The organism is Streptomyces sp. CC0208 (assembly GCF_003443735.1).
Classification (GTDB): Bacteria; Actinomycetota; Actinomycetes; order Streptomycetales; family Streptomycetaceae; genus Streptomyces; species Streptomyces sviceus.
In genome coordinates, this window is sequence record NZ_CP031969.1 from 118954 (window position 1) to 135174 (window position 16221).

The following is a 16221-nucleotide window of genomic DNA, read 5'->3' on the forward strand; positions in this document are numbered from 1 at the left end:
CCCATAAGGACTCGCTTGCCTATTCAGGGCATCGAGAAGCTGTGTCACATCCTCTTCTGCCGGTCACGATATTGGGTACTCCAGGACACCGTGACCTGCAGAAGCGAGATGAAAGCTTCTCAGAGAGCGGGGCATGGGCTGATAGGTCAGGAGGGGTTGAGACGGATCGAGTTGTACGGGGTCAGGTCGTAGTCAAAGTAGGTGTACGGCGGGGTCTTGCCGGTGCAGTTGGTGCCGTCACTGTTGACGCACAGCTGTGACGTGGCGCTACCGGTCTGGTTGTTGAATATGCGGTGCTGCCCGTACTCGTTGTACAGCTTGTGGACCCCGTAGGTGTAGTAGGTGTGCTCCGGAACGCCGTTGTTCCAGCTGGCATTCGGGTAGATGCACACGTAGCCGGTAGGACAGCCTTGGTAGTCCTGGGTGCCGGTCTGTGCTGCATGCGCGGTAGTTGAAGAGGCGAGGCTGAGGCCGACCAGGGATGAGGCCGCGGCGAGGATGACGCCGAGTCGACGGATGTGCTGCATAGGTCCTCCTGAGGTGCAGTCTTGGTTCACAGCAGGGACAGCGGTGGATCCGAGCGTCGGATTCTGCGAATTCAGGGCTCCGCACAGCGTGCTGATGTGCCGTGCAGGCGGACAAGTCACGAACCCTTCACGTGTGACGACTGTGCAGGGCTGACGCCCGCAGTCGTCATGACGAGTGCGCCTACACCGAGGTTGCTGATGACCGTAGGCGTAATCTGCGCGCCAGGAGCACCAATGTGCGCACGATGACTCCCCAGTTCGTGCATGGTGCGCGATACGGCTGTAGGGTTCCGTGCGCACGGAGGGTTGGGGGCGCATCGGCATGACAGACCGCAAGGGTTCCCACTTAAGAGGAACCGAGTCGTTCGAGGCAGTTGCCTCGACCTTGTTCGCCCCGTTGCGGGTGACCGATCCCGGCCCGCAGGGTTTCGAAGCCGTGGTGGACCACACAGCCTTCGGACCCATGGTCGTCGCTCGTGTCCAGGCCTCCGCTGCAACGGTGACGCGGGACGACCGCAGCATCACCTCCAGCGACGTGGAATGGATGCACTTCACTCTGCACCACCACGGCGCGGTCACAGCGATCCAGGGTGACCGGACCACGACGGTGGAGCCCGGTGAAGTGTTCGCCTGTGACAGCACCCGTCCATACCGGCTCATCGGTGCCGACAGAAGTGACATGACCGTGCTCTGCGTGCCCCGGGCAAGTCTTGGCAGGCACGCGAACTCCATAAGCCGGCGCACGGCGCTTTCCATACCGACTCAGGGCGGGATCGGCGGGCTCCTCGGCCACGCTCTGTCCGAGGTGGGTGAGGACCTCCCCTGCCAGGGTGTGGCACGTACCTATCTGGCCGACGCGCTCACCGCACTCCTCCTCGCTGCCTTCGCCGACACCACCCCCGAGCGGGCTGGCGTCGCCAGCGACCTTGCCGACCGTATTCGCGCCCACGCACTGGCCCACCTCGGCGACTCCCGCCTCAGTGCGGAACAAGTCGCACGCCAGCACCACATCTCGGTCCGGCACCTTTATGCGCTCTTCAAGGGCAGCGACCTGACCTTCGCCGCGTGGGTACGACATGAGCGCCTGTTACGAATCCGTCGCGACCTTCTCGACCCCGCCTCCGCAGACGTCTCCACAGCCACGATCGCAGCACGATGGGGAGTGCACGACACCAAACACCTTGGCAGGGCTCTGAAACGCGAGTTCGGAGAAACGGTCAACGACCTACGCCGCGGGGAGAAGGATTGAGCGTGTCCTACCGTTTTGGCGCGGGCCCACGCCGGTCACAACCGCTCATGGGGATATGCGACTTGACCGCTGTGCAGGACAGATTTCACCGGATCAGCTCATCAAAGAGACAGCAGTTATGAAGGCCATCGTTTTCGACAGTGCCGTCACTGCCGCCGACGGCCATCCAGGTGCCGTCCCGGGAGACCGCCACCGCTTCTAGCATCTTCACGTATTCGGTCGAGGTGGCGGTGGTCCGTCCGGTGGCCACTTCCCAGATCCGCACCGTGCTCGCCATCGTGGCCGCTGACTGCACCAGCCGCTACAAGACGCGGCTCGTCCCGGACGCCGTACGTCCCCGTAGGCCACCGCATGACGACCCGCCACCGCACCCGCCCCAGGGGACGATCCTCGCCACATACGGGAGGTGCAGGAGGAGAGTCTCCTCGCGGACCCTGTGGTCGCTGGTGCGTCTGCCCCGAAGGGAGCCCTCAGCGTGTCGGCGGAGGGGTCGGGCCAGGCCTTCAGGGAAAGGACCGACACAGCCGCTCGTGCGGAACCGTGACCGGCACGGTCTTCGCGACCGGACCCGCCATGCCGTTCCGGCCTCCCGCTCTCCACGGCCACCGGCATCGGCGGGGAATGAACGCCGACCTTGATTGTTGAAAGCGGTATGAAAAACATCGGGTTCCTGTCTTTCGGGCACTGGACGCCGTCGCCGCACTCGCAGACCCGCTCAGCGGCGGATTCTCTCCTCCAGGCGATCGATCTCGCGGTCGCCGCAGAGGAGCTGGGCGCCGACGGCGCGTACTTCCGTGTCCATCACTTCGCGCGGCAGTACGCCTCGCCGTTCCCCCTGCTCGCCGCCATCGGCGCACGTACCAGCAGGATCGAGATCGGCACCGGCGTGATCGACATGCGCTACGAGAACCCGCTGTACATGGCCGAGGACGCTGGAGCCGCGGATCTGATCTCCGGAGGCCGACTGCAGCTCGGCCTGAGCCGGGGATCCCCGGAGCAGGTCATCGACGGCTGGCGCCACTTCGGACATCTGCCCGCCGAAGGGGCCACCGACGCCGACATGGCACGCGCCCACACCGAGCGGCTCCTCGACGTGCTGACGGGCGAGGGATTTGCGCAGCCCAACCCCAATCCGATGTTCTCCAACCCCCCGGGGCTGCTGCGCATCGAGCCGCACTCCGAAGGCCTCAGGGACCGTATCTGGTGGGGATCCGGCTCGAACGCGACCGCGGCGTGGGCGGCCACGCTCGGGATGAACCTGCAGAGCTCGACCCTCAAGGACGACGAGAGCGGCGAACCGCTGCACGTCCAGCAGCGCAAGCAGATCGAGGCCTATCGTGAGGCCTGGCGAGAGGCCGGGCACACCCGCGAGCCGCGGGTCTCGGTCAGCCGCAGCATCTTCGCGCTGGTCGACGACCGTGACCGCGCCTACTTCGGCCGTGAGGGCAACTCCAAGGACCAGATCGGCTACATCGACGCCAACACTCGCGCGATCTTCGGCCGTTCCTACGCCGCCGAGCCCGACGTACTGGTCAAGCAGCTCGCCGAGGACGAAGCGGTCGCCGCCGCCGACACACTCCTCCTCACCGTGCCGAACCAGCTCGGAGTCGCCTACAACGCCCACGTGATCGAAAGCATCCTGACTCACGTCGCTCCGGCCCTGGGCTGGCGCTGAGCATGGCGAGAGGTCCTGCACGGGCAGCGGTGAGCCCGCCGCCCCCACGCCCCTGATCCGTCGCCGTCACCCGCGCCCGCCACCGCCTGGACCTCGGCGGCCTGTCCTGGATCAACAACCGGCCCGCAACGGCCACAACGCCAAGCAGCTGAACAGCAACCGGTCCGGCGGCGCGGGTAACGGTGTGCGCCCACAGCCGCCGCAGCAGTACCGGGCGCAGCAGTGGATCAGGGCGCGGGCTCGTAGGCGACCTCCCAGCCGTCTCCCAGCCGTCGCATTCGTCGGCAAGGCGGACCACGGCGGCGCGTTCGGTGTCGTCGAGGGTCAGATTCCAGCGGAGCTTGGTGGCAGCCCAGCCGGTGACGCAGGTGCAGCGGGCGTCCGCAAGCAGCAAAAGCCACTCGGCTGGTTCCTGATCGCCTTTCGAGCGACTGGTGTGCGCGGTCACCGCTATGAGGGAGCGCTCCGCATCCAGGTCGTTGGCACGGTCCTGCCGCCACTGCGCAGTCCAGGATGACGCACCCGAGTCCCCCGGCTCCAACAAGGGGGACCGTATGGTCGACGGCAAGGCCACCGAGCACCGTCACCATGACGCCGTCGTAGTAGGAACGCCACTCTCCGGCAGTCCACTTGCAGCCGGGATCGAGCGTCGGCGCTACGAGAGACTCCGCGATCAGCAAGGTCCTCGACGGTGGCCGCCATGGCGTAGTCGTCGTACGTGGTGGCGACGGTGCGCGCACAGTCGCGTGGAGCGATGCCGCTGGTGATGTTCCTGCGTGTGTGGGGGTGGTGGTGCGGACGTGGTAGGCCTCCTTTCCGCGTACGGCTTTGTGCTGGGTGGCGGTCCGCTTCAACGAGGGGTCGTTGATCGTTCCGGTGACCTCGGAAGCGCCGTCGTAGGTGACCGACTCCCGGACGAGACCGGCGTACTGCTCGGCATCCGTGATCTTGCCGGCCTTGATGCCGGACACCTCGACGCTCTTGCGGGCGTTCGCGTCGGGTGTCTCTCCGGCCGCGCCCAGGAGCTGGTCACCGTTCATGCTCCGCAAGTAGACCGTCACGGTCTTGAGCTGCTTGGTGTCGCTGTCGCCTGAGCGGTGGGTGAGCTTGCCGAAACCCCGCCAGATGGGCCGGATTCGTTCCTTGGCCGGGGTCATCGGGTCGTGGTTGTAGTGCCAGGCGCCGTCCTTGGAGTACTGATGGCTGACGGGCGCGGTACGGACTGACCAGCGGAGTCCATCCGTTGTCCAGTGACCGGCTCCTCCCGTCGGCCTGGCAGAACTCGCCCGACGGGAGGACCGCCCGATGTTCGCCCCGTGCCCGGACGGTGTGCGGATCCGATGCCACGGACCGGGTCGACCATCACGATCGGGCGCCCCTGCGATCAACGGGCTCTCCGGCGGTCGGCTGCCGGCCTGCGACCGGACGCGGTAGCGTCGCCGTGATCATCATCTGACTGCGCGACACCGTCCAAGAGCCGTCAGAAACGTCGTAGCGGAAGGACCTTCGAGAGTGACCATGCACGATGACCAGGTGGACGTGACCACTGACATCGTTGCGAGCTTGATCCGGGAGCAGTTCCCTCGGTGGAGCGGCAAGGAGATCCGACTCGTGTCGTCGACCGGGACGGTCCACGCCATCTTCCGTATCGGCAACGAACTTTCCGCGCGTTTCCCCCTGCGTCTGGCCGACGCCGCCGAGACGCTGGCGGTTCTCGAACAAGAGGCGCAGGCGAGCGCGGAGTTGGCGCAGGTGTCACGGTTCCCCGTCCCGGAACCCGTCGCCCTGGGCAAGCCCGGAGCGGGTTACCCCATGCCGTGGTCGGTGCAGACGTGGCTGCCGGGAACGATCGCCTTTGACGCCGATCCCAGTGGGTCGGAGGCTTTCGCGGAGGACCTCGCGGCCTTCATCGCGGCCCTGCGGGGCGCCGAGACGCGGGGGCGGGTGTTCAACGGCGAGAATCGTGGCGGCGTCCTCACTCACCACGACGACTGGATGGCGAAGTGTTTCCAGGAGAGCGAAGGGCTGCTCGACGTGCCCCGACTGCGCCGGACATGGGGCCACTTTCGGGAACTGCCCCGCACGGACGCTGACGTGATGAGCCACGGTGACCTGATTCCCGGCAATGTACTGGTCACAGGAAACCGGCTCGGCGGCGTACTCGACACCGGCGGCTTCGGCCCCGCCGACCCCGCGCTGGATCTGGTCAGTGCCTGGCATCTGCTGGAGTCGGGTCCCAGGCAGGTGCTGCGGCAGACGCTGCGCTGTGACGATCTGGAGTGGGAGCGCGGCAAGGCATGGGCGTTCGAACAGGCCATGGGTCTTGTCTGGTACTACCTCGAGAGCAATCCGACGATGAGCAGCATGGGGCGCCGGACACTCGACCGCATTCTGGAGTCGATGAAGTGATGTCGTCCGGAGACGGGCGCCGACGCGCGAGTTGTGCCTGGCCCGGGGCGACGGCGGAGAAGTCACGGAGTGCGAGGTCCGGTGCGGCCGCCAGCCCTGCCGAGGGGGTCAGGTCGTACCACGGACCGTCAAGCTCGGTGTCAGCACGATAGGGGGTGGCAGTTCGCCGGCCAGGAGTTGGTCGACTTGGTGGATGGCCAGTTCGCCCAGCCGTCGCTTGTCGATGTGGAGCGTGGTCAGTGGCGGGTCGACCAGGTCGACGACGCTCAACCCGTCGTAGCCCACCAGCGCACAGTCGTCCGGTACTTGGATCCCGGCCCGGCGGGCAGCCCTGAGCGCGCCGATCGCGACCAGGTCATTGAAGGCGACCACGGCTGTGAGCTCCGGGTGCGCGGCACGCAGCGCCTCGAACGCGGCGGCACCGCCGGCCGGGGACTGCTCAGCCATGACGACCCAGTCCTCGTCGACGGGAAGCGCGTGTTCGCCGGCGACTTCGAGGAAGGTGCGGTGCCGGACCATCGGGGCGCTGAGGCACTCGCAGTCGATCAAGCCGATCCAGCGGTGACCCCGGTCGATGAGGTGCTGCATCCCTGCCCGGATCGCGGGCGCGGTGTCGATGTGGACCACCGCGTGGTTCGACGACTCCATCCCGCGATCGACCACGACCAGCGGCATGGTGCCCACGTACGGCTCGAGCTGCGCATCGGTATGGCTGATGTAGCCGACAAGAGCGTCGACCTGCTGGCCGAGTGAGCGGACCAGGGCCAGCTCCCGGGACCGGTCGTTCTCGGTGCTGGCGACGAGCACCTGCCAGTCGCGTTCGTCCGCGGCCGCGATCACTCCGGCCACGAACTCCGGGAAGAAGGGATTGACCACGTCGGGGACGATGAGCCCGACGGAAACGACATCCGGGCGGCTGAGCCCCCGGCCGAACCGGCTGGGCCGGTATCGCATCTGCTTCGCGACGTCGAGAACGCGTTGCTGGGTCGCCGGGTCGATCTCCCCCTTGCCGTTGATCGCCCGGGAGACGGTCTGATGAGACACGCCTGCCGCCTCAGCCACGTCGCGGAGCGTGACGCGCTTGACGGTTCTCAGACCTCGCGCCCTCTGATCGTCCGTTTTCCGCTGTCCGGCCACGTCGTCAACTCACTTCTGTTCTGGTCGCCCGATGCCAAGTCAACCAGGTTCACCGTCCTGCCGTGCCCTGGGCCGTCCGGCGGCGGGCGTTGACGGAAGCCGCGCCTCTGAGTCAGAATCACGTTAACGGTCACGTTAACGGTAACGGACCAGCGAAGGAGATCGCAGTGGCTTCTGCGAGGGGCCCTCTACCGCACGAACCTCACCCGACGCTCCGTGGCGTGTTCAGCGGCTGGCAGGCAAAGGCCGGCGTCTTCTCGGCGCTGCCGGACGCACCTGTGCAGCCGGATGATCCGCAGCCCTGGTGGCACCAGCTGAGAGCTCGACTGCAGAAGCCGAGCAGCGGTGCACCTTCGCTCAGCCGCTCCACGGCGACCCGTCCCCGGGGTCCAGAGTTTGCTTGTCGAAGCGCTTCCGTCCTTGGGGCGTCAGGCGCGGCGTCACGCAAGCGGAGAACGCCCGGCTCCAGTGGGTGAAGCGGGTGCTGGTTCGCCGCTCCCGGGCGTCAGCTTCGACCGTCCCCAGTGGACTCGATTCCGGTTCCATGCGGATCAGCCCGTTCTCTCCGTCGTCAGGTTGCGCTAGGCTCCCGCCCCGTGTCGAAGCGCTTCGACGAAGACGTCTTCGGCTCGGGGAAGGCCTTTCGACTCAATGGAGAGTTCCATGCCGAGCTCAACCGGTTTCACTCGTCGCCAGGTCATGACGACCTCCGCGGCCCTCGCCGTCACGGCGTTGTCCATCCCGACGGCCGCCCAGGCCGCTGCCCAGCCCACTGGTTCCGCCGCGTCGGCGTCCGCGCTGGACGTAGTCGCACACATGCAGCCCGGCTGGAATCTGGGCAACAGCTTCGAGGCCATCGGCGCCGACGAGACGGCGTGGGGCAACCCGCGGGTGACCCGGGCGTTTTTCCGCAGGCTGAAGGCGCAGGGCTTCCGAAGCATCCGGATCCCGGTGACCTGGGGCCAGCACGAGGGCCCGGCTCCGACCTATACCCTCGACCCGGTGTTCCTGGCCAGGATCAAGCAGGTGGTCGACTGGGCCTTGGCCGATGGTTTTCACGTTCTGATCAACATGCACGGCGACGCGTGGCAGTGGGTGCCGAACATGCCGACCCGGCATGACGCGGTCCTGGCCCAATACACGGCCACCTGGCAGCAGATCGCGGCCACCTTCCGGGACGAGCCGCGCCGACTGCTTTTCGAGAGCATCAACGAGCCCTTCTTCACCGGCAGCTCCGGCGACGAGCAGAACGCCGTTCTGATGAACGAGCTCAACACGACCTTCCACTCCGTCGTGCGCGCGACCGGCGGAGGCAACGCCGACCGCCTGCTCGTCATGCCGACCCTCGGGGACACCCCGGATCAGCCCAAGATCGACACCCTGCTCGCCACCTTCTCCGCGCTCGGCGACCCCAACCTCGTGGCCTCGATCCACTACTACAGCTTCTGGCCCTTCAGCGTGAACCTCGCCGGCTACACGACCTTCAACGCGGCCACCCAGCAGGACCTGACCGACACGTTCGACCTGCTGCACAGGTCCTTCGTGGCCAAAGGGATCCCAGTCATCGTCGGTGAGTACGGGCTGCTCGGCTGGGACTCCGGCCCCGGCACTGTCGAACAGGGTGAGACGCTCAAGTACCTCGAGTATCTCGGCCACTACGCGCGCTACCGGGGCTTGACCACGATGCTGTGGGACAACGGCAGTCGCTTCAACCGCCGCACCCTGCAATGGAACGACCCGAGCCTCTATGCGCAGATACGTTCCAGCTGGACCGGACGCTCCGGCACCGCGTCCACCGATCAGCTCTTCGTGCCCAAGGGCAAGACCCCGACGGACGCGACGATCACGCTGAACCTCAACGGCACCAGGTTGCTGAGGATCGATGTCGGCACCCGCCCACTGATCCGGGGCGTGGACTACACCGTCAGGGGCGACACATTGACGATCGCAGCGGCGACGCTCGGCCGGCTGACCGCATCACAGGAGTACGGCACGAATGCCGTCCTGTCCCTCCGGTTCACGAAAGGAGTTCCTTGGGCCGTCAACGTCATCACCTATGACAAGCCGGTACTGACGAGCGCGACGGGTACGACGACCTCGCTGGTGATACCCACCGCGTTCAACGGCGACAAGTTGGCGACCATGGAGGCCGTCTACGCCGACGGCACCGCCGCCGGTCCGCAGTCCTGGACGACGTACAAGCAGTTCAACGTGGCCTTCACACCGGACTACACCGCAGGCACGATCACCTTGCCGACCGCGTTCTTCGACGGTGTCACCGACGACACCACCGTGACCCTCACCTTCCACTTCTGGAGCGGGGCGATCCTGACGTACACGCTGACCAGGTCCGGTACCGCAGTCACGGGCACCTCTGCCTGAAAACGGGCCATCAGGACTGAGGCGATATCTCAGGCGGTGAGTTCGGAACGTTTCTTGTAGCAGGTCAGGGCGGCGGCGAGGCCGAGGAAGGCAAGAAGGTGGCTGCCTTTTCGTTCGTACCGGATGGGTGAGGCGGCGGTGACCGAACAGCCGGGAGACCGCTCGATCTCCCAGCGATGCCGCCCGCGCCGTTCGGAGGACTCGATGCCCGGCCGGGCGATCCGGCTGACGATGTCGCGTTCGCGCAGCCAGGAAGGGATGTCGGCGGAGTGGCAAGCCTTGTCGGCGCGGAGTTCGGCGAGGTGCTTGCGGCGCGGTCCACGCCGGGACCGCCGCTGGTCCCCCTGTCACCAGAGGCTGGAGGGCCAGGCTGTCGTTGGTGGCCGCGCCGGGGCGCGAGCGTCGCGGTGGGTGGCGGCGTTGCCGGTCCGGCCCTGCCTGGCGCCGGGCCGACGGGATTCTCCGGCGGCGCCGGGTCCATCGGCTCCGCGCTCTGAAATTCATCGCCGGGACGCGAGGCGTCTGCCCTCGCCTCCCCCGGCAAAGGAGAATCAGGTGAACGGATTCGGTCTCGTTGTACTGATCGTCATCGTGGCAGCGGTGGCTGCGGTGAGCATGTGGCTGCAGGGCACGGGATTCCGTGACTATCTGCGTCGTCGGCGTGGAGAGCGGTGAGGAGCCGACGCGACACGTCTACGAAGCGGGCGCTCGGCCATTGATCCGGTACCTGGCACAGGGTGGTGGGGCCGCATGGCCGACGGGTCTACAGAGCAAACTGGCCGCCTCCTGGCGAGGACTGCCCGTCACCTACGCGCGGAGGCGACCACTTCGCCACGGTCGGCAGGCCGGGCCTTCAGAAGCCGCTGAGCAAGATCCACAGCGCCGCCGGGTTCTCCGCAGGAGGAGGCGCGACGGCGCTGGCGGTTCGGATCAGTGGGCCTGTTCCCTACTCGGGTTCGATGCCCGAGTTCGGTGACTGAGGGAGACAGGCGTGGGCGTCAACTCCTGGCCCACTGCTGGTTGGTGCCACCGTTGCAGTACCAGACGTCGACCGACGTGCCGTTGCCGGTGCCCGCTCCGGCCGCATCCAGGCAGAGCGCCGGGTTCGCGACACTGGTCACGGAGAGGTCCGCGTTCACGTTCCACTGCTGCGTCGCCGCGCCGGTGCAGTCGGTGATGATCACGGGGTCGCCCGCCGTGGCGCCACTTCCTCCCACGGTCATGCACTTGTTGCCGTAGACGGTGAGTTGCTTGTCCGCGTTCCAGTTCCAGGACTGGTTGCCGCCGGCGTTGCAGTCCCAAAGGTCGAGCTGGGTGCCGTTGGCCGTGCTGAAACCAGGTACGTCGACACAGCGGTTGGAACCCACTCCGCGCAGGACCTCACCGGGAGGTGCGGGCGGCAGGTTGTTGACGGGCGGGGTCTTGCCGAAGCCGTAGCCCCAGCGCAGCAGTGCCACGCCGGTGGCGCTGTTGTCGACCAGGTTGCCCTGGGAGTCCAGCGACTCGATCGAGTAGGCGTCACCGAAGCGCAGCCCCGGCCAGTACACCAGTCCCATCCCCTTGCTGCGGGCGGTGTTGGCGACGGCCGCCAGGTAGGAGGTGTAGATGTTGCCGTTCCACGCGCCGTAGTTCAGACCGATGGTCATCGGGGAACCGGCCTCGTCGATGATCGTCCGCCCGGCGTACTTGCCGATCCTGGCCTCTAGGTCGGCGGTCCAGTCCGACTGCTGGGTGTAGCTGTTCCAGAATCCGTAGAAGTGCAGGGACAGCAGTGTTCCCCGCAGGGCGGGCGCCGCACCGACACCGGTGACGTTGTCGTTGTAGCCGGTACCGCTGATCACGACACGGCCGCGCGGGACGTCCTTGTGCTGGGCCAGCCAGCCGCTGGTGACGGACACCCACTGGTCCAGGGTGTAGCCGTGGGGCTCGTTCATGGGCTCGAAGTAGACCCGCGGGTTGTGCTTGTACTCCCGCACAACCGTGTTCCACATCGTCTTCCAGGCCGCCGTGTCGTCGACGAGGCCGTCCTTGCTGGAGTCGGCCTCCCAGTAGCTGACGATGACCTTGTCACCCTGGGCCGTGGCCGCGTCGATCGTCGCGCGGTACGACTTCCACCAAGTGGTGCCCACACTTGCCGGGTTGATCGGCAGTCGCAACGTGTTGGCGCCCAGGTTCTTCTTGAAGCCGCTCACCATCTTCTGCGTGGTGCGGTACACGGTGCGGTAGTTGTCGTTCACCGACAGTCCGCTGGGCACCACGGCGTCACTGGCGTAGTTGTCGCGCGGGTCGGCCCAGTTCACTCCGCGGAAGTCACTGGTACGGCCCTTCGAGGCGGGCTTCACCGCCGCGTGTGAGGTGGTTGACGCCTCGGCGGCCGGCTGGGCGAGGGCGGGAGCGGGAGCGGCGGCACCCAGGAACATGAGCGTCGCGCCGAATCCGGCCATGAGCACACTGGCCAGTCTTCTCGACCTGGTCGGGGGTTTCGTCATGTCGTCTCCAGTGACGGGGAAATCGTGGAGGGCGGAGTGCGGGTTCGTCACCTGAGCCGAGGCACTGATGAAACAGGGTCCGAATAAAGCCACTTGGACCCCTTTTTTCGGGCCATGGTTACGTAACCATGGCCGGACATTGACACGGCACCCGCACTGGCGACAAGACCCGTGACAGTTCTGAAATACGCCGGACCCATGCGCTGGACGCTGTGGGACGCCTGTACGGCGTCGAAGATCGTCGTGGCCGGGTCGGCTCCTGCGTGGCTTCGCCGCGTACCGGAGACGAAGAGCACGGCCTGGCGCCAGGCCACCACCTACGCGCCCATGGCACCCCTCGGCATACGCGCCTCCTCCTCCGCTCGCACACCTGAAAGCCGGCGGGACGGTGGAGTTCCCGGCCCGCACCCGCACCCCCGCACCCCCGCACCCCCGCACTCCATGCTTCCGGGGGCCGTTCCGGGACCCCTCCCGACGCTGTACCGGTAGGCATTGCGTCAGACTCGTGAAAGGGGAAGTGCATGGTGGGAGCACGCGCGGGGGCGTTCCCGGCCGTCGGCCGTCGTAGCCCTGGTCGCCGTACCACTGTCGGCGTGTGGCGCGGCGGCGCCGCAGACGTCGCGGGAGGAGTTGTTCCAGGCGTACGTCGACTCGACCCACGTGAAGAACGACTGGTTGGGCGATGAGGGCGGGACGAGTGCGGACCGGATGGCGAACTTCGCCTCTCGCAGCACGGCGACCGCATTGCTGTCCCCACTGCTGTCCGCCCGGCGTTCCGGTCAGGAGTCAGAGCGAGTCGCTGGAGCTGATCACGCTGTACGTGGCACACACATCCGGTAAGGTCACGGCGCTCTTCGCCTCCCATGGCAGGACCTACGCGGGTGACCTGGACAGCTCCCGCCATCACAACGACCTGCTCGGTTCGGACTACGTGATCCTCACGCCGGCCGACCTCACCTCCGTATCGGGTGCAGGACCGGTCGTCGCGGTCTCCGGGCACACGGCCACGGACGGGCAGCCATGGCTCGTCGGCACGACCGTCGTGGTGCTGGGGCTGGTGCTCGGAGCCGCTATCGGCGCGCGGGCGGCCCACCGGCGTACCGCGGAGGTACACCCGTGACCGGCTCGCCGAACGACCAGGGCGCGGCGGAATCCCTGCCCGAGGAGGAGAGGGAGGGGGACGCCCGCAGACCCCGCGTGATCACCATGGCGTTCTGGCTGCTGATCGCGGCCACGGTGCTCTGGATGTCCGTCGTCGGGGGCGGTGACCCGGCCGGCATACAGCCGGACACTCAGATACTCACCGTCTACCTCGTGTTCGCCGTACGCATCCGTCGCAGCCGGTGGAAGGCCAGGGTCGCCGTCACGGCCGCCGCGGTCTGGCTCTGCGTCGTCCTGGGGGCCCGGGCGCGGGGCTTCACGGCGCCGGAGTATCCGTACGGGCGGGAGTACGCCATGTTGGACATCATGGCGGTGTTCCTGGCCGGCACAGGCGTAGCCCTGCTCTACGGCCGTCGAGGCAACACGTACTTTCGTCGGCGGCCGAGGTGACGGCGTCAGGCGGCGTCGATCAGAGCCAGGTCCATCGGTACGAGCGTGGTCGACGCCAGCAGGGCCCGGATCAGGTGGTCGTTGAGCGCGTTGCCCACCGGCTCGCCGAGCTCCTCGCGGGTCAGCCAGGGCACCCCGTCGCGGGACAGCCGGGTGCGCACGCCGTTGACCAGGTGCTCGACGCGCTTGTCCGTCCAGCCCGCGTGCGGCTGCGCGTCGGCGAGTTCGGCGGCGGTCTGCCGCCAGGTCAGCGGCTGTGGCCGGGGTTCGTGCAGCAGGTAGCGCCGGCCGAGGACGACGAGGGCGAGCTTCTCCTGTTCGGTGAGCGCCCACACCCGGGGCGGGCGGGTGACATCCTCGTGCCGGGGTGGCGGCCGGTCGCCCTCGGGACCGGTGACGAAGACCTCCAGCAGATGCTCGCGGCCGCGCGAACCGCCGACGAACAGCGGGGTGTAGCCGGTGTCGAGCGGCAGTGGCTCCTCGTCCCGGAACAGCAGCCGGCCCCCGGCACATCGGATCGGCAGCCGCCCGGAGTTGCTCACCCACCAGCGGCCGTTCCGGTGTGTGAGGGTGCCCTGGTGTCGACTGACCTGCGGGTCGTCCTCCCCGAGGCAGACATGCACCTCGGGACGGTTGCGGCCGAACAGGACCTCGCGGCCCTCCCCCGGCCCCAACGTCATACCGCCGGTCAGCGCGAGCGCGAAGACGGTGCCGGGCAGCGGTGCGGACGCGCCCCGCGCGAGGCTCCCATGGGTGGCGGGCAACCGCCTGGCACCTGTGCTGTCGTGAGACATCGGCTCCGTCATGTCACGTCTCCGCCAGTCGCTTCGCGATGTTCCGCACGACGTCGGCGGCGAACTCCGTCGCGTTGTCGCACAGTTGCCGGTCCGGCTGCGGCGCGTACACGGTCAGCTGGACCAGTTCGGTCGTGCGGCCGCCGACGGAGTCCGTGTACGTACGGTGCGGTGTCCGTACGGTGCAGCTGTCGTCCTCGGCCTCGTCCGCCACGTAATAGCTCCGCGTCCCGGCGACGTCCACCGCCGTTCCGTCGTCGGAGTCCAGCGAGTTGTCCTGGCTGAACTGGATCTCGACCTCGCGCTTGCCGTCGTCGCTGGACCAGTCGCAACTCCAGGAACCGAAGCCGCGGTCCCGGTTGTCCGCGTCGACGCCGGGAAGCCGTTTGAGCGCGGTGGCGTCGAGCAGGGTGCAGGTGTCCAGCCGGGCCAGGGAATTCGAGGCCGGCAAGGACGAACGCCTGGGCACCGGGCCGTAGGCCAGCACACCGACCACGTGGTCGGTGGCGGCGTCGGCCATCTGGCACGGGTCGGGCGCCACTTCGCCCAGTTGCTTCCCGATGACGCGGACCTGCTTGCCGTCGGCGGTCAGGACGGCCCGTTCGCAGACCCTGCCGTCCCGTTTGAGGGTCACGATCGTGAGTCCGGCGGTGAGGTGGGTGGACTGGATGTCGTCGAAGTCGTCCCGGTCCGAGTCGAGGTTGACCTGGACGTCCGCGTTGTCGTCACCGCTGCTGTTGCGCACCAGGACGTCACAGCGGTCGAACTCCCCGTAGTACGGGTCGAGTACGGTGCCGCCGAAGCGGCTCAGCGAGGCGGCGTCGAGCAGACCGCAGGGGTCCGCCGTACGCTCGTCGCCGATGGCCCCGGCCGGTGCCGTGGCCGAGGGTTTCGCGTCACTCGCGCCCGTACGGCTGCCCTGGTCCCCCTCGTCCTTGGAGGCCGCCCACGGGCCGAAGAGGAGCAGTCCGGCCGTGGTCGTGCCCGCCGCGGCCAACGCCACCGCAGTGATCGCCAAACGGCGTCGGCGTAGGGGCTGTAGCCGCTGCGACACGAGGGGCGTGGAGCCCTGTGCGCGGCGCATGACTCGCCGCAGCACGAGTGTGGGGGACGTGAGGTCCCGCCTACGGCTGTCGTGCAACTGCTCCGCTATGTGCGGGGGCGGTGGTGCGGCGTGCGTCAGCAGCCTCTGCGCCCTGGCGGCGTCGGGCCGGCGCCGGGGCTCCACCTCCAGCAGGGCGGTGAGCGGCCCCTCCAGCGGGCCGGCCCGGTGTGCGGGCTCGATATGTCCCTCGACGGCCCGGGCCAGGTAGGCCGCGGGGTGTTCGACCTCGCCGTACGGCGACCGGCCCTCGACCGCCATGAACAGGGAAGCGCCGAGGGAGAACACGTCGGACTTCTCCCCCGCGGGCAGCCCCTTGGCCAACTCGGGGGCCAGATACCGGGGTTTGCCGCCCACACTGCCCGTCCCGCTGTGGGTGACGTCGCTCCACAGAGCCCGCGAGATGCCGAAGTCGGTCAGCCTCGCCACGCCTTCGTCGGTGACGAGGATGTTCTCCGGTGTCACATCGCCGTGCACCACACCCTCATGGTGGGACTTCGCCAGCGCGGCCGCGATCTGGCAGCCGATCGACCCGGCTGCCTCGGGCGTGAGCGGACCGCTCTCCGTCAGGATCTGTGCGAGGCTGCGGGCGGGGACGTACTCCATGATGATCCAGCAGGTGGCGCCCTCGTCGACGAAGTCGAACACGCCCACGATGTTCGGGTGGTGCAGCCGCCCGGCGTTGCGCGCCTCGCCCATGAGCCGTCGCGCGGCCCGATCGTCGTCCAGGCGTGCGCACTTGACCGCGACCCGCCGTTCGAGCCGCTCGTCCCAGGCCAGCCAGACGACGCCCATCCCGCCTCTGCCGATGGACTCCTGCAAGAGGTACCGGTCGGCGATCTTGTCCCCGGCCTCCGGCGTCACCAGCACCGCCCCGCCCCTCGCCCACCGCCAATGGTCCTGCCA

The 16221-nt window shown here is 67.8% G+C and carries 12 protein-coding genes and 1 pseudogene; 6 read left to right on the forward strand and 7 right to left on the reverse strand.

What is annotated here, in order from left to right; all coding sequences use genetic code 11:
- Nucleotides 1-146 precede the first annotated feature (146 nt).
- Nucleotides 147-527 (reverse strand): hypothetical protein, encoded by a 381-nt coding sequence (locus D1369_RS00615; protein WP_007387090.1) that lies wholly within the window; start codon nucleotides 525-527, stop codon nucleotides 147-149.
- Nucleotides 528-849: 322 nt separating this feature from the next.
- Between D1369_RS00615 and D1369_RS00620 the strand changes: the two genes are divergently transcribed.
- Nucleotides 850-1776 (forward strand): helix-turn-helix domain-containing protein, encoded by a 927-nt coding sequence (locus D1369_RS00620; protein ID WP_037902615.1) that lies wholly within the window; start codon nucleotides 850-852, stop codon nucleotides 1774-1776.
- Between the two features lie 85 nt (nucleotides 1777-1861).
- Here the strand turns inward: D1369_RS00620 and D1369_RS00625 are convergent, their stop codons facing one another.
- On the reverse strand, nucleotides 1862-2053 hold the full coding sequence (locus tag D1369_RS00625; RefSeq protein WP_158680190.1) for a hypothetical protein: 192 nt from the start codon (nucleotides 2051-2053) through the stop codon (nucleotides 1862-1864).
- Between the two features lie 375 nt (nucleotides 2054-2428).
- Here D1369_RS00625 and D1369_RS00630 point away from each other — a divergent pair, with 375 nt between their 5' ends.
- Together D1369_RS00630 and D1369_RS00645 are read left to right on the forward strand one after the other, a co-directional pair.
- On the forward strand, nucleotides 2429-3451 hold the full coding sequence (locus D1369_RS00630; RefSeq protein ID WP_007387087.1) for an LLM class flavin-dependent oxidoreductase: 1023 nt from the start codon (nucleotides 2429-2431) through the stop codon (nucleotides 3449-3451).
- Between the two features lie 1518 nt (nucleotides 3452-4969).
- Nucleotides 4970-5860: an aminoglycoside phosphotransferase family protein gene (locus tag D1369_RS00645; protein WP_037904087.1), complete on the forward strand. Its 891-nt coding sequence runs from the start codon at nucleotides 4970-4972 to the stop codon at nucleotides 5858-5860.
- Nucleotides 5861-5968: 108 nt separating this feature from the next.
- Here D1369_RS00645 and D1369_RS00650 read toward each other — a convergent pair whose 3' ends face one another.
- Nucleotides 5969-6997, reverse strand: a complete 1029-nt coding sequence (locus D1369_RS00650) for a LacI family DNA-binding transcriptional regulator (protein WP_007387084.1) — start codon at nucleotides 6995-6997, stop codon at nucleotides 5969-5971.
- 663 nt (nucleotides 6998-7660) lie between these two features.
- Here D1369_RS00650 and D1369_RS00655 point away from each other — a divergent pair.
- Nucleotides 7661-9379, forward strand: a complete 1719-nt coding sequence (locus D1369_RS00655; protein WP_007387083.1) for a cellulase family glycosylhydrolase — start codon at nucleotides 7661-7663, stop codon at nucleotides 9377-9379.
- A gap of 29 nt (nucleotides 9380-9408) precedes the next feature.
- Here the strand turns inward: D1369_RS00655 and D1369_RS43630 are convergent.
- Together D1369_RS43630 and D1369_RS00660 are read right to left on the reverse strand one after the other, a co-directional pair.
- Nucleotides 9409-9603, reverse strand: a pseudogene (locus tag D1369_RS43630) (IS5/IS1182 family transposase); the annotation flags it as partial.
- 774 nt (nucleotides 9604-10377) lie between these two features.
- The gene (locus tag D1369_RS00660) at nucleotides 10378-11868 is read right to left on the reverse strand and encodes a ricin-type beta-trefoil lectin domain protein (protein ID WP_037902611.1); all 1491 of its coding nucleotides are present in this window, start codon (nucleotides 11866-11868) and stop codon (nucleotides 10378-10380) included.
- An 820-nt stretch (nucleotides 11869-12688) separates the two neighbouring features.
- On the opposite strand from D1369_RS00660, the gene D1369_RS00665 reads away from it, so the two are divergent.
- Together D1369_RS00665 and D1369_RS00670 are read left to right on the forward strand one after the other, a co-directional pair.
- The gene (locus D1369_RS00665; protein WP_037902608.1) at nucleotides 12689-12988 is read left to right on the forward strand and encodes a hypothetical protein; all 300 of its coding nucleotides are present in this window, start codon (nucleotides 12689-12691) and stop codon (nucleotides 12986-12988) included.
- Entirely contained in the window at nucleotides 12985-13419 is a 435-nt protein-coding gene (locus D1369_RS00670; RefSeq protein ID WP_037902605.1) for a hypothetical protein, read from the forward strand. Before D1369_RS00665 ends, D1369_RS00670 begins: the two co-directional genes overlap by 4 nt.
- A gap of 5 nt (nucleotides 13420-13424) precedes the next feature.
- Here D1369_RS00670 and D1369_RS00675 read toward each other — a convergent pair whose 3' ends face one another.
- Nucleotides 13425-14183 carry an FHA domain-containing protein gene (locus D1369_RS00675; RefSeq protein WP_106433655.1) on the reverse strand — a complete coding sequence of 253 codons (759 nt, stop codon included), beginning with the start codon at nucleotides 14181-14183 and terminating at the stop codon, nucleotides 13425-13427.
- Nucleotides 14184-14226: 43 nt separating this feature from the next.
- Nucleotides 14227-16185, reverse strand: a complete 1959-nt coding sequence (locus tag D1369_RS00680) for a serine/threonine-protein kinase (RefSeq protein ID WP_007387077.1) — start codon at nucleotides 16183-16185, stop codon at nucleotides 14227-14229.
- Nucleotides 16186-16221: the final 36 nt, after the last annotated feature.

Bases quoted from the DNA above. Each gene is read 5' to 3' on its own strand.
- D1369_RS00630 (WP_007387087.1), top strand. From the start codon at position 2,429: ATGAAAAACATCGGGTTCCTGTCTTTCGGGCACTGGACGCCGTCGCCG.
- D1369_RS00655 (WP_007387083.1), top strand. From the start codon at position 7,661: ATGCCGAGCTCAACCGGTTTCACTCGTCGCCAGGTCATGACGACCTCC.
- D1369_RS00625 (WP_158680190.1), bottom strand. From the start codon at position 2,053: ATGGCGAGCACGGTGCGGATCTGGGAAGTGGCCACCGGACGGACCACC.
- D1369_RS00660 (WP_037902611.1), bottom strand. From the start codon at position 11,868: ATGACGAAACCCCCGACCAGGTCGAGAAGACTGGCCAGTGTGCTCATG.
- D1369_RS00645 (WP_037904087.1), top strand. From the start codon at position 4,970: ATGCACGATGACCAGGTGGACGTGACCACTGACATCGTTGCGAGCTTG.
- D1369_RS00615 (WP_007387090.1), bottom strand. From the start codon at position 527: ATGCAGCACATCCGTCGACTCGGCGTCATCCTCGCCGCGGCCTCATCC.
- D1369_RS00620 (WP_037902615.1), top strand. From the start codon at position 850: ATGACAGACCGCAAGGGTTCCCACTTAAGAGGAACCGAGTCGTTCGAG.